Here is a 20,407-nt window from a genome sequence, read left to right on the forward strand (position 1 = left end):
CCTCGTGGTGGCCATCGACGGCCCTTCCGGTACCGGAAAGTCTTCAGTGGCCAAGGAATTGGCGCGCCAGCTGGGAGCGTCCTATTTGGACACCGGGGCGATGTACCGGATCGTGACGCTGTGGGCGCTGCGGGCCGGGGTCGATCTCACCGATCCCGCGGCCATCTCCGCGGCCACCGCGCAGGTCCCCATGTCCGTGGGCTCCGATCCCGACGCACAGACAGCTCTGCTTGCGGGAGAAGATGTTTCGATCCCGATCAGAGGCACCGAGGTCACCGGCGCGGTCTCGGCAGTGTCCGCGGTACCGGCGGTCCGTGAACGATTGGTGCGGCGGCAGCGCGAGCTGGCCGAGGGTAGCGGCGCCGTGGTGGTTGAGGGCCGCGACATCGGCACCGTGGTGCTGCCAGATGCTGACGTGAAGATCTATCTCACCGCATCGGCACAGGCGCGGGCACAGCGCCGCAATGCCCAGAACGTCTCCGCCGGCGGCGCCGACGAGTACGAACAGGTGCTTGCCGATGTGCAGCGCCGGGACCATCTGGACTCCACCCGAGCCGTGTCGCCGCTGCGTCCGGCCGAGGATGCGGTGGAGGTCGATACCAGCGATATGACACAAGAACAGGTCGTGGCCCACCTGCTGGACCTGGTGCAGACTAGGGCAGGGGCGTCTCGATGACCGATGGCACGTGGGAAGACGAAAGTGAGTGGGAACTCACCGAATTCGACACAGACGAGGGAGTCGACGAATCCAGCGCCCCGCCTGCGGTAGTAGCGGTGGTCGGTCGACCGAACGTGGGCAAGTCGACGCTGGTGAACCGGATCATCGGCCGGCGCGAGGCCGTCGTCCAAGACATTCCCGGTGTGACCCGGGACCGCGTCTCGTATCCGGCCGAGTGGCTCGACCGCCGCTTCACGGTGCAGGACACCGGCGGCTGGGAGTCCGATGCAACCGGGCTACAACAGCTCGTCGCCGAACAGGCGCGCCATGCCATGGCCACCGCGGACCTGATCATCCTCGTGGTGGACGCCACGGTGGGTGCCACCTCTACCGACGAGGAGGCCGCCAAGCTGCTGCGCCGCTCCGGCAAGCCAGTCTTCCTGGCGGCCAACAAGGTTGACAGCGACCGCGCCGAGGCTGATGCCGCCGTGCTGTGGTCGCTGGGACTGGGGGAGCCGTCTCCGATCAGCGCCATGCACGGCCGCGGAGTGGCGGACCTGCTCGACCGCGTGGTCGCCGACCTGCCCGAGATTTCGTCACGCGGATCGGGGGAGGGCGGCCCGCGACGGGTCGCTCTGGTCGGAAAACCGAACGTGGGCAAGAGTTCTCTGCTGAACCGCCTCTCGGGCGATCAGCGGGCGGTGGTTCATGACACTGCGGGTACAACCGTCGATCCGGTAGATACCTTGATCGAACTCGGCGACAAGACATGGCGTTTCGTCGATACCGCGGGTTTGCGCCGCAAGGTCGGACAGGCCTCGGGGCACGAATACTACGCGTCGCTGCGTACTCATGGCGCCATCGAGGCGGCCGAGGTCGCCATCGTCCTTCTGGACGCGTCCCAGCCGATCACCGAACAGGACCAGCGCGTGCTGTCGATGGTGGTCGAAACGGGGCGGGCATTGGTACTGGCGTTCAACAAGTGGGATCTCGTGGATGAGGACCGTCGCGACCTCCTTGAACGTGAAGTAGACCTTCAGCTTTCGCAGCTCAATTGGGCGCAACGCGTGAACATTTCAGCCAAAAGCGGACGGGCCGTCCAGAAGCTTGTACCGGCGCTGGAGTCTGCGCTGGATTCCTGGGACAGGCGAATTTCCACCGGTCAGCTCAATACCTGGATCAAGGAAGTGGTTGCCGCTACACCACCTCCGGTGCGCGGAGGAAAGCAGCCGCGGGTATTGTTCGCCACTCAGGCCACTTCACGACCGCCTACATTCGTGTTGTTCACCACCGGCTTCCTCGAGGCGGGGTACCGCCGATTCCTGGAGCGCAGGTTGCGCGAGACCTTCGGCTTTGACGGAACCCCTATCCGGATCAATGTCCGAGTGCGCGAAAAGCGTGGCCCCAAGCGCTAACTGACGGTGAGATGGCAACGGGCACAAGCTAAAAGACCTCTTGCACATTGTCTTCTCAGGCTCCGTTCACCGAATATTCGCGCTCGTGTTGTGATCTACCCGATCCGAATCGCCCACTTTTTCGGTTTGCCGACCTAGGCTGGTTTCACCGTCTACCATCCTGCGGCGGTATCAAAACCACCTACCGAAAGGCGCAACACAGTGGCGGACACACTCACCCAGGGCCAGAAGCTGGACTCGGGACAGAGCCTCACCTCGAACAATGGCGCGTACACCCTGACTCTGCAGGATGACGGCAACCTCGTGCTGACCGACGGCGGGAGCCCCGTGTGGGCCTCCGACAGCAGCGGACACTCCGCGGGCCGCGCAGAGGTGCAGAGCGACGGCAACTTCGTCGTGTACGACAACGGTGGTGGCGCGCTGTGGAGCAGCAACACCGAGGGTCGCTCCGACGTGAAGCTGGTTCTGCAGGACGACCGCAACCTGGTGCTGTACTCGGGCGCCGACTCCGTGTGGTCCTCGGGCACCCAGACCGACACCCCGGTGGCCGCGGCCCCCGAGTCCGTCGAGGTCGCTCCTGCGGCCGTGGAGGAGCCTGCTCCTGCCCCGGAGCCCCGCACCTACACCGTTGAGTCCGGCGACACCCTATGGGCCATCGCCGAGCGCTTCTACGGCGACGGAAACCAGTACCAGAAGATCGCCGACGCAAGCGGCATCGACAACCCGGATCTGATTCAGCCGGGTCAGGTTCTGACCATTCCGGAGTAGTCTCGCCGGCTTGAGCGAGAAGCTCGATCTAAGCCTCTTGGCCCCATCGGCCCCGTCGGGTTAATCCCCGGCGGGGCCGATGTCGTTCACTGCCGCCGGTAGCTGTCCTGGTCGTGGAATCCGTTGATACGGGGGATACGGTCCGGATCCACACGCACCGCTCGACAGATTCAGCGATCAGCGCGCAAGTCCGGGCCGACTCCGCCACATCCCGTATGGGCCGTAACATGCCCCGCGGCAAGCTCATTGACGAATCCATGGGTGCCGCGGGAATGCGCCGGATGACGGGTCCGGATCACGCAGGGTGGCGAGGCGGCCGTAACGGCTAAGCGTGTGCACGTCGAGATCGGACCAGGCCGTAGACCGCAGCGGCGAGGTCCGCAAGGGTATGGCTCACATCGCCGTCCATCATCGAACTCATGTTCGAATTCTGTTCCGCCACTCCGAGAAGCAAAAGTCAAATGTCCTCGGTGATTCGTTTGTGACACAAGTGATTTCGAGAATCGCATGCAGCCAGAGGGAATCCGAGTTCAGAATCTGGCCAGACCTACGGTAGGCTTCCGTCTGCTGCTCATAGCGGCGGCGGGCTGTGGCGCAGCTTGGTAGCGCACTTGACTGGGGGTCAAGTGGTCGCAGGTTCAAATCCTGTCAGCCCGACAATAAAACCACCTGGTGACAGGTGGTTTTACTGCACTGTGGGGGTCTGTCTGGCACCCTTGCCGGCCACCACTGAAACCGAGGGCATTGAGTGCGCCACTGTTTCACGGTCGGCTAAAGCCTCAGGCCCCTCGGCGCGCGGCGATTGCCCCGGCGATCGTGCGGCGCTCTATGAGATTGGCTCCTTGTGATGTCACGCGCCTTTTCGCGGCATACATGGCGCTGTCGGCCTTGACGAGTAAATCCGCGACCACTGCGGCCAGCGATGGCCGCGCGCTGTCGTCAGCTCGCGAGAGCGCTTCGGATGCGACGCCGACGCTGGCATCCACCGGGGGCTCATCGTCGGCGAGTGCGTCTTCGACCGCACGTTGGTAGTCGAGCACACGGTTTGAGTCGACAACGGCGATAACACCGAACTCGTCTCCGCCGAGCCGGACCAGCCATATGTCAGGACCAGCCAATGTCTGCAGCAGTCGAGCCGTTTGCTTCAGTACCTGGTCACCTGCCTGGTGCCCGTGATTGTCGTTGATCGATTTAAATCCGTTCAGATCGATCGCGGCGACTACAGCGTGTTTGCCGATTGTGTCACCAGCCCAGTTGGCACAAGCCTGCTGAAGGCCACGGCGATTGAGTAGGCCGGTCAGTTCGTCGTGGCGGGCGAGGCGATCCTTGTCGCGAGCGGCTTCGGTGAACTGAGCCATACCCGCGTAGATAGCCCAGGCGGCGACCGCGTTGACCAAGATCACCGTCGCTACCGTCGTGATCAGTGCAGGCGTGCTGGAATCTCCGCGGATAATCGCGCCGCCTACCGTCAGGCCTGTTGCAAGCGCAGTCACGGCCGCTTGTAGCGCCATTGCCAGCCGTCCGTGAAATGCGAACGCGTAGGTGTTGGCGGCCACCAGCCAGACCAGCTTGAGGAACGCGATACCCGTTTCGGTCACGACGCAGACACCAACCGTGATGGCCACATCGCAGTAGACGACGTAAGCGACAGACTCCGCGTAGCTGATGGGTCTCTTGAGGGCGTAGCGGATGCCCCACGCGAATGCGGGAATCGAAATAGCGAGGCAGGCGAGCGGGACCGTGGACATGCCTTCGAAGGCCAGCGTTATCGCTGCCGCACCGATACCGGGCGCGCATATCGCCGTGAGGAGCCAAACAGGGCGTAGCAGCCGAATCCCATCCAGGGTCTCGGTACGGGCCGCAAAAATCTCTTCCGCCCGATCGCGGAAGCTCATGACATGGCTAGACATGTATCCGCCTAGGAATCGATACTTCGTTTACTGAAGGTCGGCCACCCGAACCGGACTGTGGTCATCCGTACGGGTGGGCCAGCGACATCGTAACCATGTTCCATGTTCGCGCGCTCTGCACCGTCGCTGCACGTGAACGAGGGAAACCCAACCAGTGACGGGGGAGGAGGCGGGTATCGAGCGCAACGAAACGGAAAGAGGGCGGTCAGCCCAGGTGTTCCGTAGTTCGTAGTTAGCCTCGGCCGCAGCGGCACCGCGAGGTCGAGATCGGACCATCACGGCGAGAGCCCCATCGCACCGTCCCCAACGTGAACTTGGAGGCATCTCTAGCACTCGCGATGTAGCGCCGCGCGGATCCGAATAGGCGATTTCCACCTTGGCGACAAGCGGGACCCACGGGCACGGAACACACTGCGGACGTGGATGATTCCCCCGTCAAGCAGCGCATGTCAGAGGCATATGCCATCGGTATCAGCGAATCGCGAAATGAGCGATCTGTGCTCACGAACATCGAATAGCGTTTTCTCGCAGCAGCTTTTATGCGTGCAGCGATCTATCGCAATTTCCATCCGGCCTGACACTGCTTGAGGTTGTTCTCAGGGGACTCACAGCGATATATCTGCAGTATTCAGCCTATGGAGACGAGACCTGGGTCGGAATCCGGTGCGGCGTTGAGTGAATACGACGCCAAGGCCGCAGGCAACGGCCGGGTCACCACGCAGTGGCTGCTTTTGGCAGCTATCACTGCGGCACTGACATCGGTCTTCTCGATTGCGAATGTGCCGGCCGCGCCACTGGTTGCCGGTACGCTTTCGGCTGCCGTGTTGGCGTTGTTGTCACGGGGACCGAAGGTGCTGCCTTCAAGCATAATCCAAGTGGCACAAGGCATTTTAGGCGTGTATTTGGTGACACTGGTTCATCGGGATCAGCTGATGGCAGTCGTCCCACAGTTGCCGTGGATAGTCACCGGGGCCATCGCAACGCTGGCGATATCTGCTGCGGGCGGCATTGCGCTGCATCGCGTGCACCATGCCCATGTAGGTCGACCGACCGCCATCTTGGCGAGTATCGCGGGCGGTTCAACCAGCCTGACCACACTGGCCAAAGATGCTGGGGGAGACGCCAGTATCGTGGCGTCTCTGCAGTACCTGAGGGTGATAGCTGTAACGCTCAGTCTTCCTGTCGTCGTTTACATTCTTTCTTCAGGAGCGAGCACAGACGACGGATTGGCGCTGGGCGGAAATGTAAACCGCGTGGGCTTCAGCGATTTTGCGCTAGCAGCCGCGGTTGCAATCTGCGGATACGCGCTGGGTAGGGCGGCACGGCTGCCATCTGCGGCCTTGTTGGGGCCGATGATTTTGGGGCTGACGTTGGAAATCGTCGGCGTAATCCCAGAGTTGCAGCTACCCGGATATGTTGCGGTCCTTGCGTTCGGGGTGATTGGCTGGCAAGCAGGCCTGAGGTTCACCGTTAACACGGTAAAGAAGATCGCGGTAATGCTGCCGACGGCTACCGCGCTAGTCGCTGTGCTCGTCGTGGTGAGCTGCATCATCGGCTGCATGTTGGCGAGACTAGACGGCTGGACGGTACTGGATGGATACTTGGCGATGTCGCCGGGTGGAATCTACGCCGCCACAGAGACTTCCGCGAACTACAGCGGCGACGTGGCGGTAGTCGCAGTCGCCCAGGTGACACGAATCTTCTTGATCACACTGCTCACTCCACTCATCGCCGCGCTGTTGTCTCGGCGTAATGGCCAAAAACAGGCCACCGTGACGCCCTTCCCTCAATGCCCCCAGTCGGCCACCGGCCTCAGGCGCTAACTCGCCTGCTTCTCAGATATGGGGCGGCAAGTAAGTATGTACTGCCTTAGTAGGCAGCACTATTGCCATGTAAGTATGTACTGCCTTGCTAGACAACACTGTTCATAGCTGTTTAGGTGGCGGTGTGGCCAAGTCGTTGATCGCCCATTCCGCCGAACCTCATGTCTCGGGCGCTGGCGGCAAACTGAACTGGTTGCGCGCAGGTGTATTGGGTGCCAACGACGGCATTGTGTCTGTTGCGGGCATCGTGGTTGGGGTTGCGGCAGCGACGCTCGAACGAGCGCCCATCTTCACCGCGGGTGTTGCCGGCGTTGCGGCAGGAGCCGTATCGATGGCTCTCGGGGAATACGTCTCGGTCAGTACTCAGCGTGACACCGAACGAGCGCTGTTGGATAAGGAACGTCGGGAACTACATGAACTACCGGATGAAGAGCTCGATGAACTCGCCGCGATCTACGAGTCAAAAGGTCTGTCTCGCGGAACGGCTCGGCAAGTAGCGACCGAGCTCACCGCGCACGACGCGTTTGCCGCTCACGCCGAGGCTGAGTTGGGAATCGATCCGGATGAGCTGGCCAACCCGTGGCAAGCCGCGTTGTCGTCGGCCGTATCGTTTCTGACCGGTGCGCTGCTGCCGCTGATCGCGATCTTGGCACCTCCGCCGGCGTGGAGAATTCCGACCACGGTCGTCGCAGTCTGCTTGGCATTGATGTTGACCGGATGGATCAGCGCCACCGTCGGTCACGCCGACCGCACCCGGGCAATACTGCGCGTCACAATTGGTGGGTTGATCGCCATGGCGGTCACCTATCTGATCGGAACAGCCGTCGGTCACGCCGTGACGTAAGCCCGTGCCTAGGACGCAGTCATGACGCTGTTCTCGACACCCTGTGAACCGCCTTCGGAATCCCACTGATTCTGTGCCGCGAATGCGTCGGCTCGCTGCAGCACATCCGGGGTGTCCACGGATAGCAATTGATTGACAGTCTTGGTGTTTCCTGGGGCTGCTGCAGTCATCATGCTGGTGTGGGCGACGTACGGCTCCGTCTCGGGAGGGACAACCAACAGGGTCAGAACAGACCCGTGTTCTCCTTCGACGCTAATGGTGTTGCATGGTTGGTGCAGTGACCAGTTCAGACGTGCGAGATTGTCGGGAAACAGCATGCGCCGCGAGCCTGACCTCCATTCTGAAACGCGATAACCAACCCGGTCGATCGAACCCAAGCGGACACTGAGAACTCTCAACAGCTGAGGCAATTCCACCATCAGGTCGGTGGAATATGGCCACCATGCACCATCTACGTGTCCAGTGGTAGGCGCCTTCGGCTTTAACCGAAGACGAACCGCTGATCCGCTTTGTGGCTTTGAAAACACTCGATGCGTCATCGGACGCTCCTCATCTCGGCCCCACATGCGGGGTCGAATACTTCGACGCGGCCGCGTCCATCGATGAGCGAGTGCCAAAATACCGTCGTGCCACCAGCCTACTCCGAATTTGCGGTATGGACGCGGTGAAGTTGGCAATGGGCATACACGGTGTCACGCCTCTAGGAATGCTTGCACCGCTATGGATTTCACTGACAGAGCTTCCCAGGTTGGCATCTATGCGGAAATGGGGGAGTCGAGACGCTCACCGAAAAACAAAGTGTCCGAGGATGTCTGTGACTGCAACGCGCGCGCCGCTATCCCGTGAGATTTTCGAACGAGTTCGGCGACATCGCCCCATGTCGATCCGACCGACGTGACCGACACCGGCGTAGGCGTAGCGTAGAGCTTGTCGGGCCGGGCACCGCTGTGGTGCTCGAAACAGGCCTGACCGAACAGGACAGAGATCATGGAATCTACGATCACGTTCCGAACCCCTTACGAGAAGCGCGTCGAATTGGTAGCCCAGGCGCTCATGGCGTCGTCGACGCTCGAAGACGATGCCGCCAACTCGGCGGCGGTCTACGTTTTGCACGCACTGGAATCGATCCCGGAAACGATCCGATAGCACTCGCTGGCCAATATCCGGTGCGGATGAGGATGTGTTTCAGGTGGTTTCGCCGGCGCGGGCGGGGTCGGCGCGAGGTGAACTAAGGCCGGGTAGAAGCAGGTCGAGCCCGTGGTCTAGCTCTGCGGCACCGTCGTAAGAAGCCAAGGCCGGCGCCAAGGAGCGCAGTAGCGGGAACTCGGTGATCGGTAGTCGGTGCAGCCCGAGTTGGAGCACGTGGTCGGTCTCCTCCGGGCGTTCGATGACTTCCTGAAGCTCGTTGAGGATGTGCCCGTGTAGATAGCCAAAAAGCACTCGATAGGCGTGGAGGGCCTCCTCACCGCGAAACCCCGTGGACGTGAGCAGTCGGAGGATATTCTCAAGGGGCCGTAGCATTCCTGGCGGCCGTTGCCCGAGTGGAGTGGACAGCGGGCGGGTCACAAGTAGCGGCACCGCGTTAGGGTGTCGTAGCGCCAACCGGCGGAAATCGTGTGCAACAGCACGCAGTTGGGCTTCCCAGTCCGTGGCGCTGGTATCAACCACAAGTTCTGCAAGCACCATCTCGGCCACCCCATCGAGAAGCGCGGCCTTACTCGGGATATGGCGGTACAGCGTGACTGGATCGCGGCCCAAGGCCTCACCAAGGCGGCGCATCGATAGGCCATCAATCCCGCGTCGGTCGACGATCTCGAGAGCCGCTTGCAAGATCATCGCGCGAGTCAGCCGGCTGTCGGTTCGGCCCGCAGGACTGCGAACAGGGTCCTGACCGTCGTGAGCGGCAGGCCTGGCTGGCTGTTTGGGCATTTTGCTGTGACACCTTCATCTCGGGAAGTGCGTCCCGTCGGTCCGCTCGGTCTGAACCAACCTTACATTGCTGGTCAACGCTGTTATCAACAGTGTTGACAAAGGGTGATGACAGGCGTGTACTGGACTTATCGCATCAGGATCAGAGGCAAGATGATGACAATCATCGGATTTACCGCTCTGGCCATCGCGATGGTTGTTGGGCTCACGGCAGTGCTGATTGCTGCTGACGACGTTGCCCTTGTCGATGGAGATTTTGCTGATTTTGACCATCGCGTCATAAGGGGAGGAGACGCCCCGCCGTCGGTCATACCGTCGACGGTGAGGCGGTGCGGGGCACGCCGAGCAGCCTGGCTTGCGTATATGAGCCCGTTACCGTCGGAGACGGCGAAGGAATCGCCACATGAGTACTAGCGAACGACACGAAATGCGTTCGATGACTAAGTCCCACAAGGAGCGCATCGTCCACTATCTGGAACTACTGGTACTCAGCTGGCTCATCTTGGGCGCCGTCGTGACCGGACAACGTGGCTATTTTGCGAACACACATAGTTGTGGAGGCATCGCAACGATTGCTTTGACGGTTGTGGCCGGTCCGCTCAACTACGCCGGCCTCGATTCGAAGGCGGCGGGCTGCAGCGGTCCCGCGCCCAGTGGCTGATACCCGTCAAACCCTTGGGTGATGACCCGAATCACCTATCTATGTAACAACTTAAGGAGTCTAGATGGCCACCAGCGCTATTTTCTTGATCATCCTCGTCGTGGTCGCAGGGATTCTCCTCATCGCCGCCATCGCACTCATGGCGTACAACGAGCACCACCGATACGGGCGAGCCGAAGCGGAACAGATCCGCCAGGCTGCGGAACAGCACACATTGGCGAAGGCGAACAAGTCAGCCGTTGCGCCCGGCCGCAGTGATGGCCACAGAGAATGAGATTGGTTGCCGGTAAACATCATACGTGAGCGCCGTGCCGCGGTTGCGAGCGTCAGTGCAGATCTATTTTGGCAGGAAGGTGAGGAGCGGATGGCCGTTACAGACGTCGCGGCATTCGCACACTTGACCGACGCCGACATCGAAAATCTCATGGGAGAGCTCGACGAAGTCCGCCGTGAGGTCGAGTCGTCGCGCGGTAACCGGGACGCGCGGTACATACACCGGACCATCGCCGCTCAGCGAGTGCTGGAGGTGGCAGGCCGGATGATCCTTTTCCTGAGCGCGTACCGGGCAACGTGGTGGTCAGGCGCTGCCACACTGGGTGTGGCCAAAATTGTGGAGAACATGGAGATCGGCCACAACGTCGTGCATGGTCAATGGGATTGGATGAATGATCCCGAGATCCACTCCTCGACATGGGAGTGGGACATGAGCTCAGTCTCCAAGCATTGGCGTCTCACTCACAACTTCATGCATCACAAATACACCAACATCCTGGGTGTGGACCATGACGTGGGCTTTGGGCTTTTGCGGGTCACCAGAGATCAGCAGTGGACACCATGGAACCTGGGAAACCTGCTTCTCAACGCAGTCCTGGCCCTGGGTTTCGAGTGGGGAATTGGATTGCAGCCCTTAGAGCTTGAGAATTTCTTTGCAGGGCGGTCAGACCGCAAGGTGTCGCTGAAACGCATACGTGAATTTCTCGTCAAGGCCGGGCGGCAGGTTTTCAAAGACTACGTGGTCTTTCCGATGCTTACCGTGCTGTCGCCTGGGGCGTCCTACAAATCGACCCTTACAGCCAATCTTGTCGCGAACATGATCCGCAACCTGTGGTCGAATGCCGTGATCTTCTGCGGCCACTTCCCCGAGGGCGCAGAGAAATTCGCGACGACAGCGGTAGATGGCGAGAATAGAGGGTAGTGGTACCTGCGGCAGATGCTCGGAGGGGCGGACTTCGAAGCCGGGCCGCTCCTGCGATTGATGAGCGGCAACTTGTGCTATCAGATCGAACATCATCTGTTTCCCGACCTGCCGAGCAACCGGCTCCACCTGATATCCATTCGGGTCAAAGGGATTTGCGAGAAATACGACCTGCCCTACACAACGGGATCATTTCCGGCCCAGTACGCCAAAACGTGGCGCACTATCGCCAAGCTCTCACTCCCCGACAGATATCTGCACGACACAGCCGACGACGCACCCGAGACCCGAAGTGAGCGGATGTTCCTTGCTGCGAGGCCCCGTGTTGCGCCTGTTGATCCCGCCACCAACCGGAGACGGGGGCTGAAAACAGCGATCGCAGATGTGCATCAACGGCACCGTGCTCGCACAACAGTTGGGCGCCTGCACCAGTGAAACAGCAGATGTCCGTGGAACGGAGACTCTGATGAGCGAGAACGAACTAAATGGCCCCGTGGTGGTCGGGATCGACGGATCACGGGCGGCGCTTTTCGCCGCGGAATTGGCGGTCGATGAGGCTATCAGCCGTGATGTACCGCTGTGTCTTGTCCATGTGACGAGGACTGCGGTCACCGCCAGATCTTTCGTTGACGAGTATCGAAAAGATGGGCAGTATGCCGAGACAGTGCTGCGGTCAGCGGCGGCCGCGATCGAAGGTTTGGGCAAGCCGGTGGAGATTGACTCTGTTGTCCTCAGAGGTCCTCCTGCTGAAGCGCTTATCGTCGAATCACGAAGCGCAAGTCTTGTTTGTGTAGGGACCGGGCGTTTCGCAGCGGCCGTTCTGGGCTCTACAGCGACCGAACTGGCCGAGCATGCCCACTGCCCGGTCCTGGTAGCCCAAAGGCCTGATGCGGACAGCTCTTCAGAGCCGACAACGCTGGAGAGCCCGGCGGCTGCACGGAGCTGGAACAACCTCTCCCAAAGGTGGATTGCGCTGTCCATCAACGGTACAGACGACAACCACCGTGTTGCTGATTACGCAATGCGCGAGGCGCACCTGCGTCAGCTACCCGTACTTGCCATAAGTCCGTGGTCGCATAACCTTGCCGACGGAATGCACCATGAACTAGATCGCCGGATCGCGTGCCTGCGTGAACAGTATCGGGACGTTCATATGTATCCGGTGACTACACGTTCACGTATCTCTCGGTTCATTGCCAGATGTCAAGAACCGATTGCTCTTACGGTGATCGGGGCCGCCGAGTGGAACCAGACGGCGCGCCTATGTGCATCATCCGGTGGGTCGGGAAGCTCAGTTCTTGTGGTCCGCCATCGATAGACATGCACGCCTCATAGCGTGCAGCGTCATGCCTTGAGGAGCTCGAGCAGCGGGGGCAGGTCAACGAAGGCGAGCCGGACTGCGGAGTCGCTGCAACCGTAGGGCAGGACCAGTACGTCTCGATGAACCAGCGCGCCGCAGGAGTAGACGACGTTGGGCACGTAGCCGTCCCGCTCGGATTCGTTGGGCACCAGCAATGGTTCGCGCAGCACTCCGATGACCGTGGTGGGGTCATCGAGATCCAGCAGAATCGCCCCAATCCCGTAGGTGCGCATCGGACCAACGCCATGGGTCAGCACCAGCCAGCCTTCGGCCGTTTCGATCGGCGGCCCACAATTACCAAGCTGGATCAGCTCCCACGGCCGGCTCGGTCTATAGATCGTGATCGGATCGCTCCAAACCAGGGCATCCGGTGAACTGGCGAGGCTGATACTTTCCCGATCCCAGCGGGACAGCATGAGATAGGTGCCGTGTAAACGGCGGGGGAACAACGTCATGCCTTTGTCTTTAGCGGCGGACCCAGTCAGCTGGTTGCTGTCGAACGTGACAAAGTCACGGGTATGCAAAAGACGCGGAACGACTTTGGAGCCGTTGAAGGCCGTATAGGTCGCGTAGTAGCTGACGGAGCCGTCATCGTCACGGAATCTGGTGAAGCGCGCATCTTCGATTCCGTGGCTTTCGTCGGGACTTGCGGGAAAGACGACGCGCTCGGATAGCGGGCGGTCGGCCGGATACGTCAGCCGGTAGTTGCAGGAAGCAATCCACCGGATGTGGTCCGTCACGGCGTCCGTGCTGCCACGAGTCAGGCGATCGCGGCCGACGGAGGTCAGCGCCTCCTCGAGGGTGGCCGCGTCGAACTTCTCCGGCAGCAGGCCGAGTACATGTGTGGCGGCCTCGGCGTCGCCGCGCTCGGCGAGTGCCGCTCGCAGGAAGTCGCGAGATACCACGGCGGCGGTGTGCTCGCCGGCGTTCGCGAAGTGGCCAGGTGCGTCGATACGCACGGAATCATTGGGTGCGAGCACGCCCGTGCGAAACTCGATGCTCGAGATATGTCCTTCGCCGATAGCTCGCAGGCTCATGACAAAGCGGCATTCGCCAGCTTCCAGCCCTGATTGGTCGGGGTGCGCGACAATCGATGGGTTCAGCAGTGCCGCAGCTTCGATGGCGTACTCCTGGGTGAAACAAGCGCCGATCAGCTGCTGGCGTTGGGGTGTCAGTGATACCCCTTGCGGGAGGCGGTGCTGCACGAGGGCAAAATGCGCTGCGAATATCGCGTCGAGCCCGCGGTGCCGGTCACAGAATCGGCCTGCGGTATCGGCGAGGGTAGTCCGGACCTCCTCTTGGGTCAGCCTCAGCACGCGGCCGATGATGGTGTCTGCGCGCGAAATGCCTTGAGCCAGAATTTCTTGGCCAGGAAGAAACAACTTAGCCAAGACGCGCCGAGCGTCAGGGGAGAGGACTTGCGAGCCACGTCGCACTGGTTCGACCAATGCGGCGGTGGCTTTGTCCGTCATGGTCTGGGCTGCCGGAGGCGGCGTGCTTGTTGGAGGGTGGAAATCAGGGCCAAGGTCGACTCGGCCCCTTGGTTCTCGTTTCTGCCGTATTGCTCGAGCCCGTCGCAGCCGCCCCCGCTGACAGGGTCGAACATCGAGATACCGACGTCGTTGGCACCGAGAAACCATGCTTCGCAAAGCATCACGGCGTCATACCAGCGGTGGTCGCCGGTGTCGTCGTAGGCGCGAGCGCAGGCGTCGGCCAACGTCGACACCTCGATGGGCTGCTGATCGAAACCGGGCCGTGGATCGCCGGTGGCCCACCCGCCCACGGGGGTGACCGAAAGATGGCCCCCTGAGGTTTCGATCGCCAGCAGCCAGCGCAGCATCACGAGCCCGTCGGCATAGGTCCGCCCTAAGCCCAGTCCGGCGCCTACTGCCAGCAACCCCTCCGCTAGTACCGCGTTGGCATAGTGCAGGCGTGGCTGTGGCCAGCGCCAATCCGATCGGCGGGTCGGCGCCCCGATCAACGCGCTCGCGCTGGTGAGCAGGGCCCTGGCACCTTTGTGACGAGGGCGTGTGCGCAATACTTCAGCTGCGCCGAGCGCCGCGAAAGCCATCGGCCTCGGCCACGGTGAGCGGCGGCCGATGCTGATATCGAAGTGCGTCAACGCTTCCGGAGCTAGCTCGGGCATCTGGTTGGCGACCGACCCCAATGCCCAGATGGCGCGGCCCCAATGATCGGCAACGCTCGGATCGTCCTCCCAAACGAGGTCGACCGAACGGCGGTTTCGGAACTGCCCATCCAGGCTCTGCGCATCCACGAGGAAATCCAGGTAGATCCGCGCAAGTGCCTGCTGTTGCTCGGTGCGTTCCGGCTCGCGTGCTATGACAACGAGTGCGCGCGATACGTCGTCGACGCAATACCCGTGATCGATGCGGGGCTCGGCGAACTTCGCATGCTCGAAGATCCCGTGTGCATCGCTGAGGCGCGTTAGGTGCGCGTAGGAGATGGCGATGGTGCTCATGCTGAGGCCATGACGGAATCGATATCGTGCATTTCGGCGGCCAGCTCGCGGTACTTTCGGCCAATCGCCGGCCAAAATAGTTCCGGGGCAATGCGATTTGCCTCCGCGCTCATGCGGGCCGACAGGTGCGGCTCGGTGAGGACGAGGCGCAGCGCGGACGCTATCGCGGAGGGGTCTTGTCGGTCGACCAATAGACCCGCGCCGGTCGACAGCAGTTCCATTGCATGCGGGAACGCCGTTGATATCACCGGTTTTCCTGCTGCGACAGCTTCGATCAATACGCCAGATGTCACCTGCTCGCGTGAGTCATACGGGAGTAGTACAACGTCTGCCTGACGAATCAGCCGACGCAGTTCGACTTGATCAAGGTAACGCGCATCGAAGTGCACCGCATGGGCGACTCCACGGCGTTGTGCGCGCGCGATGAGACCAGCGCGATAGGAATCACCTTGTCGTTCTGCGACTTTCGGGTGAGTTTGGCCAACTACCCGATACAGTGCCGCGGGCCGTAAGTCGGCGATCAATGCCATCGCATCGATGGCCCATTCAATCCCTTTGCCTTCACCGAGGAGTCCCCACGTCAAGATCACCGGTGTCCGTGTGATCGGCTGGTGTGGGTCCGTGGGCTGGGATCGTATGTCGGCCGCACCATGCGGTATGACCCGAATTTTCGTCGGGTCCACAGAGTAATGATCGATCAGACGTTGACGAGCGGTGTGCGTCATCGTGACGATCGCAGTGGTCGCCTCGGCGAGCTTCTCCAGGATCATCCGCTGGTGCGCGGTCGGAGTGACCAGCACGGTGTGGAAAACGGAAATGGTCGGAACCCTCAGGGCTCGAACAATTTCCAATACATCTGATCCGTCTCTGCCGCCAAATATCCCGTACTCGTGCTGAATTACGACCACATCGTGGCGATTGAGTACGGCGGCTGCCGCCTTTGCACCCTTCCTGGCGCTGCGTACCCATTGATGCACGACACCAACCGGGGCTGTCTCGGAAACCGCGTCCACCAGCGCGACTACCTCCACGGAGTGCACCCCTTCGCTCGGCGGACGATCGAAATTTCCTGGGGCAGAGACGATGTCGCTGCCCATGGCGATCGATTCGACCAATGACCGGGTGAACGTCGCCAACCCGCACTGGGTCGGGGGATAGGTGCTGAGAACTCCATAGGACAGAACTGGCACGTGTCGGCCTTTCCGCTTCGGGCAGCGCAAATCTAGTTGTCGCCAGCCGCCACTCAATTGGCTCTCAGTGCCGCGCCGAAGCGCTTGAGAATCCGCCTGAGCATCACACCGGCAGATCGACCACCACAATTTGGGGAAATACCAGAAATTGTTGCTCCACAAGGTGGAGTAACAATCGTTAGTCTAGCATTTTTTCGGGAAATATTCAGGCCGTGAGACTACTGAGCTGGAGGTCAAACCGGGCTCAACGCGTAACTATTTTCCCTGATACAGTGAATTTGGCACTAGCTGTCGGATCAATTTCTCGATAGACGGAATCGCGCCGGAAATTGAGGATCTGATGAAGATAGGTGTCATCGCATCGGTGGCTCACCGGTTGCCGCCACTGAATTACGGCCCCTGGGAACAGATCGCGTCTACGCTGACCGAGGGGTTTGTGGCCCGTGGGCATGAGGTCACCTTGTTCGCCACTGCGGACTCCACGACATCGGCGCGACTATTCGGCACGGTGCAATCGGGCTACGAGGAATCCGAGGGGGCCGACGCTAAAGTTTGCGAAGCACTGCATAATTCGAGCGTTTTCGAGCATGGCGATGAGTTCGATGTATTGGCCAATCACTTCGACTTCATGCCGCTGACCTACAGTCGTCTGGTGTCCGTCCCGATGGTCACGACGATCCACGGCTTTTCATCACCAAAGATCGTGCCGGTCTATCAAGCCTTTGATGATATTGCGCATTACGTAGCGATCAGTAATGCGAACAGACATCCGGCGCTGCGCTATGACTCGACGATTTATCACGGTATTGACTTATCAAAGTTTACATTCGTTCCCACGGTGGGAAAATATCTGTTGTTTCTCGGCAGGATTCATCCCGACAAAGGGACCCATGTGGCGATTGATGTGGCGAGGCGTGCCGGTCTACCGCTCATCATCGCGGGGATAATCCAGGACGAGAAGTATTTCCGTGCAGCGGTCGAACCGCATCTCACCGGCGCGGAAGTGACCTACGTGGGTCCGGTGGGGCCCTTGAAGCGTGACGAACTATTGGGCGGTGCGCGAGCGCTACTTCACTTGATCAGTTTCGCTGAGCCGTTTGGGCTGTCAGTTGTTGAATCCCTTGCGACCGGAACTCCGGTGATCGCGACACCGTTAGGGTCCATGCCGGAACTGATTCAGCACGATTCAACGGGATTCCTTGTGGTCGATACCGGGAGCGCCGTCGCCGCGGTGGCGGATATCGAGACGCTGGACCGTTACGCATGTAGGGCAGACGTGGAGAAGCGTTTCAGCGCAGACCGATGCGTCGATGCATACTTAGCGCTCTTCGAGAGGATTTGTCGACCGCGCTCATAGACGCTTCATCGAGTAGGGCCGTCAACCGGCCCTGCGTGCCGCCGACAAGGGTTCAGTCGATAACAGTGCCGTTGGGGCGGAAGTGCTTCCCGGGGTCGCTGCCTTCGTCATCGCATCGTGGGCGACGTGCGGGTCGGTCATCGGAGGGATGACCAGGAGCACCAGTTGACGACGATCCAGATCGCTGATGTAGACAGTGTCCGCCCGCTGGTAGCGGTATCCGTCCAAAGACACCATGCGATCGCCGTAGCGCAATTGCCTGGGGGCCGCATCCCATTCCTGGATACGGTAAATCACCCGTTTGACGGTTCCGAGTCGAGATGCCGCAGCATCCAAAACCGTTGGCAATTCTTGCGCTATGTCTCGTGAGTGCGGCCACCAGGCGCCATCGACATACCCGCTCCAATCGCCGTCGGGCTTCAACCGAAGACGTACGGGGTCGCTACTTTGGAATGTCACCAGCGTCGCCGGTGTGGCCACGCGTGTCATGATGTCCGCCTAGCCCGCCGCGAGACCGGCGCCAGCTGGGCTCCACCGTCGGAGTCCCATTGGTTCTCAGCCTCAAAGGTGTCGATCCACCGTGTCAACCCTGTGATGTCAGACGGTGCCAGCTGAGCGATGATTTCCGCGTTACCCAGGGTTGCTTCATCCGCGATGGTGTTTTGCTCGAAAGGTGACTCGCTGGAGGACGCGACTATCAATAGGGTCAGATGCACTCCAGTCGCCCCTCGGACGCTGATGGTGTTGGCTGGCTGCAGAAGTGACCAACCCAGATGCACCAGCCGGTTGAGGAAAAGTATCCGGCTCGAGGTTGGCGCCCATTCCCCGAGCCGATAGGTAACCCGATCGATGGGACCAAGGTCGATACTCAGCTGCGTGAGCAGCTGAGGAAGCTCGATCGACAGGTCATTCGACCACGGCCACCAGGATCCGTCGGCGTATCCCGTTTTCGGATCCAGGCGAAGACGTAGTGCCAATTTGGATCGTGGCGGAGAGAAAATCTGATGCGTCATCTGACGCTCCTAGCCTCGGATCCGTGACCGGCGCCGAATAACTCGACGGTGCCTCGTCCGCAAGATGGGCAAGTGCAAGAGACCGTCTGCGCTCAGCCTACTCCGCTGACGACCTGCGCAGCGCTAGTAGTCAGTAACCCAGGAAATTTGGTGTCGATGGCTGGCGGGGCTCACACAGCAGGATTGGTCCAAGACTGCTGAATTTGTTGTGGCGCAGCCTGATATGACAAAACGCTCGTCACAATGACGAAACGGCCCGGGCCGCAGGGGAGTGCTATGGCGCTTGCTTTCGCGCGATCAGCATGACGAGGCGTGGGCCGCAGGAGATAAGATCGTCCAGGAAATCGCCGCTAGCGATCGGATCGATCGGACGTCGCGGATACATCCACACAAGCGAAGCAGAGTCAATCCCAACGAGGGCAAGGCGGCTCGGACGACTGCGCGTACGGGAGGCGACGACATCATGACAGCCGGGCACCGACAACGCGTCCCGTCCCAGGCTATCGACACGCAGGCATCCGACCTCGCGTCCGCGACTGAAGCCAAGACAACGATACGTAAATGGCTGGCGGTCGCCACAGTAGGAGTGGCGGTTTTCGCCGTCACCACAACGGAAATGATGCCGATGGGCCTGCTGCCCTCAATCGCGCGCGACTTGCATGTCTCCGAAGGCCAGGCCGGGCTGAGCGTGACCCTGTACGGCATCCTCGCCGGGCTCTTGGCCCCCGCTACTACCGTCCTCGCCGGTCGCATCGATCGACGGACATTGCTGCTGACGATCCTGGCAGTGTTTACCGTAGGCAACGCACTATCTGCTGCCTCTCTCAACCACGCCCTGTTTATGGTCTCGCGGTTTACCTGCGGCGTGATCCATGGACTCATGTGGGCCATCGTTGCCAGCGTGGCGATTCGTCTCGTCGCCGATCGAGATGCAGTGCGGGCCACCGCGGCCGTCTTCTCGGGTATCTCACTGGCTTTGGTACTTGGTGTTCCCTGCGGCGCTTTTCTGGGCAGCATCTTGGGATGGCGCTGGGCGTTCGCGCTCTTGTCGGCACTGTGCGGTCTCACGTGCGTTCTTATCCGTTTGTTGCTCCCGTCGCTTCCGTCCCGGCGATCGTTTGCCTTCTCCGACCTGGCGCCACTGTTGAAGTCCAAGCCGGTGCGTCGAGTACTGATCGTCACCGCAGGCATTGTCATCGGGAACTACAGCGCCTATACCTACATCGCTCCGTTTCTGGGCGAGGCCCGCGGGATCAATGCTGGGCTGATCGGGGTATTCCTGCTGTGCTATGGCATCGCTGGTGTCGCGGGAAATTTCGCATCGGCCGCACTGCTCAACAGGTTTCGCACAGTCCGGCCTGTCCTTGCCGGGCTGACCGTAGTGATGACCGCCGGTGTATTGCTGATGATGATCCCCACATATTCGCTCTTACTAGTAGCTCTGTGGATGGTCATATGGGGAGCGTCTTACTCGGCGCTGCCCGTCGCGCTACAAACCTTCGTACTACGCGTCAGCGACAGGCAGAGTGGCGAAGCCACCACTTCTCTCTACGTCCTGGTATTCAACTGTGCAATCGCGGGCGGTGCCCTGTTCGGCGGTGTCGTCATCGATAGCGGCGGCCCCAATGCGCCCATGCTCACGGGCGCGATCTTCTGCGCGACGACTCTCGCCGCAATCTGCGCCATCAGAGAACCCTCGAAATCCATTCAGCCTCAGACACTTAACCAGGAACCCGGCTTAGCCGTATAGTCGCCGAGGCATCTCACAAGCCCTTTCATCAAATGGGCAACTGACTTCATCAGGG

At 60.8% G+C, this 20,407-nt stretch carries 20 protein-coding genes, 1 tRNA gene and 1 pseudogene; 13 read left to right on the forward strand and 9 right to left on the reverse strand.

The annotated features are described in order from the left end of the window. Positions 1 to 4 precede the first annotated feature (4 nt). The 4 genes from cmk to BKG76_RS21945 all read left to right on the forward strand — a co-directional run bounded on the left by cmk (position 5) and on the right by BKG76_RS21945 (position 3,498). Positions 5 to 676, forward strand: a complete 672-nt coding sequence (gene cmk, locus BKG76_RS21930; RefSeq protein ID WP_109420976.1) for a (d)CMP kinase — start codon at positions 5 to 7, stop codon at positions 674 to 676. Next, positions 673 to 2,073, forward strand: a complete 1,401-nt coding sequence (der, locus tag BKG76_RS21935; protein ID WP_070939793.1) for a ribosome biogenesis GTPase Der — start codon at positions 673 to 675, stop codon at positions 2,071 to 2,073. Before cmk ends, der begins: the two co-directional genes overlap by 4 nt. Positions 2,074 to 2,274: 201 nt before the next feature. Next, complete coding sequence (locus tag BKG76_RS21940; RefSeq protein ID WP_070939794.1) at positions 2,275 to 2,841, forward strand: LysM peptidoglycan-binding domain-containing protein; 567 nt, start codon at positions 2,275 to 2,277, stop codon at positions 2,839 to 2,841. Positions 2,842 to 3,424: 583 nt separating this feature from the next. Beyond that, positions 3,425 to 3,498: transfer RNA gene (locus BKG76_RS21945), tRNA-Pro, on the forward strand. Between the two features lie 122 nt (positions 3,499 to 3,620). On the opposite strand, the gene BKG76_RS21950 is transcribed toward BKG76_RS21945, so the two are convergent. Next, positions 3,621 to 4,751: a GGDEF domain-containing protein gene (locus BKG76_RS21950; protein ID WP_109420949.1), complete on the reverse strand. Its 1,131-nt coding sequence runs from the start codon at positions 4,749 to 4,751 to the stop codon at positions 3,621 to 3,623. A gap of 635 nt (positions 4,752 to 5,386) precedes the next feature. On the opposite strand from BKG76_RS21950, the gene BKG76_RS21955 reads away from it, so the two are divergent. Together BKG76_RS21955 and BKG76_RS21960 are read left to right on the forward strand one after the other, a co-directional pair. Then, positions 5,387 to 6,574, forward strand: coding sequence for an AbrB family transcriptional regulator (locus BKG76_RS21955; RefSeq protein ID WP_070939796.1), 1,188 nt, complete (start codon positions 5,387 to 5,389; stop codon positions 6,572 to 6,574). A gap of 184 nt (positions 6,575 to 6,758) precedes the next feature. Then, positions 6,759 to 7,418 (forward strand): VIT1/CCC1 transporter family protein, encoded by a 660-nt coding sequence (locus BKG76_RS21960; protein ID WP_164911085.1) that lies wholly within the window; start codon positions 6,759 to 6,761, stop codon positions 7,416 to 7,418. Between the two features lie 8 nt (positions 7,419 to 7,426). Here BKG76_RS21960 and BKG76_RS21965 read toward each other — a convergent pair whose 3' ends face one another. Both BKG76_RS21965 and BKG76_RS21970 read right to left on the reverse strand, forming a co-directional pair. Then, positions 7,427 to 7,957 carry a DUF5994 family protein gene (locus BKG76_RS21965; RefSeq protein ID WP_070940059.1) on the reverse strand — a complete coding sequence of 177 codons (531 nt, stop codon included), beginning with the start codon at positions 7,955 to 7,957 and terminating at the stop codon, positions 7,427 to 7,429. A 216-nt stretch (positions 7,958 to 8,173) separates the two neighbouring features. Then, a complete protein-coding gene (locus BKG76_RS21970; protein ID WP_070939798.1) occupies positions 8,174 to 8,407 on the reverse strand; it encodes a hypothetical protein in 234 nt (77 codons plus the stop codon). Here BKG76_RS21970 and BKG76_RS25195 point away from each other — a divergent pair. Then, positions 8,406 to 8,564: a DUF6307 family protein gene (locus BKG76_RS25195; protein ID WP_165611546.1), complete on the forward strand. Its 159-nt coding sequence runs from the start codon at positions 8,406 to 8,408 to the stop codon at positions 8,562 to 8,564. The two genes, BKG76_RS21970 and BKG76_RS25195, sit on opposite strands and share 2 nt — an antisense overlap. A 39-nt stretch (positions 8,565 to 8,603) precedes the next feature. Here BKG76_RS25195 and BKG76_RS21975 read toward each other — a convergent pair whose 3' ends face one another. Next, positions 8,604 to 9,347 carry a TetR/AcrR family transcriptional regulator C-terminal domain-containing protein gene (locus BKG76_RS21975; protein ID WP_070939799.1) on the reverse strand — a complete coding sequence of 248 codons (744 nt, stop codon included), beginning with the start codon at positions 9,345 to 9,347 and terminating at the stop codon, positions 8,604 to 8,606. A gap of 436 nt (positions 9,348 to 9,783) precedes the next feature. Here BKG76_RS21975 and BKG76_RS21985 point away from each other — a divergent pair, with 436 nt between their 5' ends. From BKG76_RS21985 to BKG76_RS24620, 4 genes and pseudogenes are all read left to right on the forward strand, one after another. Then, entirely contained in the window at positions 9,784 to 10,008 is a 225-nt protein-coding gene (locus BKG76_RS21985) for a hypothetical protein (RefSeq protein WP_070940060.1), read from the forward strand. Positions 10,009 to 10,072: 64 nt separating this feature from the next. After that, a complete protein-coding gene (locus BKG76_RS21990) occupies positions 10,073 to 10,282 on the forward strand; it encodes a flagellar basal body-associated FliL family protein (RefSeq protein WP_070939801.1) in 210 nt (69 codons plus the stop codon). A 90-nt stretch (positions 10,283 to 10,372) separates the two neighbouring features. After that, positions 10,373 to 11,638, forward strand: a pseudogene (locus tag BKG76_RS21995) (fatty acid desaturase family protein). A 31-nt stretch (positions 11,639 to 11,669) separates the two neighbouring features. Further along, positions 11,670 to 12,521 (forward strand): universal stress protein, encoded by an 852-nt coding sequence (locus BKG76_RS24620; protein ID WP_083338168.1) that lies wholly within the window; start codon positions 11,670 to 11,672, stop codon positions 12,519 to 12,521. 26 nt (positions 12,522 to 12,547) lie between these two features. Here the strand turns inward: BKG76_RS24620 and BKG76_RS22000 are convergent, their stop codons facing one another. From BKG76_RS22000 to BKG76_RS22010, 3 genes are all read right to left on the reverse strand, one after another. Further along, complete coding sequence (locus BKG76_RS22000; RefSeq protein ID WP_236737619.1) at positions 12,548 to 13,879, reverse strand: glycoside hydrolase family 130 protein; 1,332 nt, start codon at positions 13,877 to 13,879, stop codon at positions 12,548 to 12,550. A gap of 152 nt (positions 13,880 to 14,031) precedes the next feature. After that, on the reverse strand, positions 14,032 to 15,042 hold the full coding sequence (locus BKG76_RS22005; protein ID WP_070939803.1) for a glycosyltransferase: 1,011 nt from the start codon (positions 15,040 to 15,042) through the stop codon (positions 14,032 to 14,034). Continuing rightward, entirely contained in the window at positions 15,039 to 16,232 is a 1,194-nt protein-coding gene (locus BKG76_RS22010; protein WP_070939804.1) for a glycosyltransferase, read from the reverse strand. Before BKG76_RS22010 ends, BKG76_RS22005 begins: the two co-directional genes overlap by 4 nt. A gap of 340 nt (positions 16,233 to 16,572) precedes the next feature. Here BKG76_RS22010 and BKG76_RS22015 point away from each other — a divergent pair, with 340 nt between their 5' ends. After that, positions 16,573 to 17,589: a glycosyltransferase family 4 protein gene (locus BKG76_RS22015; protein WP_070939805.1), complete on the forward strand. Its 1,017-nt coding sequence runs from the start codon at positions 16,573 to 16,575 to the stop codon at positions 17,587 to 17,589. Positions 17,590 to 17,610: 21 nt separating this feature from the next. On the opposite strand, the gene BKG76_RS22020 is transcribed toward BKG76_RS22015, so the two are convergent. Further along, positions 17,611 to 18,078, reverse strand: coding sequence for a DUF5994 family protein (locus BKG76_RS22020; RefSeq protein WP_070939806.1), 468 nt, complete (start codon positions 18,076 to 18,078; stop codon positions 17,611 to 17,613). Further along, positions 18,075 to 18,602, reverse strand: a complete 528-nt coding sequence (locus BKG76_RS22025) for a DUF5994 family protein (protein ID WP_070939807.1) — start codon at positions 18,600 to 18,602, stop codon at positions 18,075 to 18,077. The genes BKG76_RS22020 and BKG76_RS22025 overlap by 4 nt, the downstream gene beginning before the upstream one ends. Positions 18,603 to 19,065: 463 nt before the next feature. On the opposite strand from BKG76_RS22025, the gene BKG76_RS22030 reads away from it, so the two are divergent. Then, positions 19,066 to 20,352, forward strand: a complete 1,287-nt coding sequence (locus tag BKG76_RS22030) for an MFS transporter (protein ID WP_070940061.1) — start codon at positions 19,066 to 19,068, stop codon at positions 20,350 to 20,352. Positions 20,353 to 20,407: the final 55 nt, after the last annotated feature.

It is taken from the genome of Mycobacteroides franklinii, assembly GCF_001853795.1.
Lineage (GTDB): Bacteria > Actinomycetota > Actinomycetes > Mycobacteriales > Mycobacteriaceae > Mycobacterium > Mycobacterium franklinii.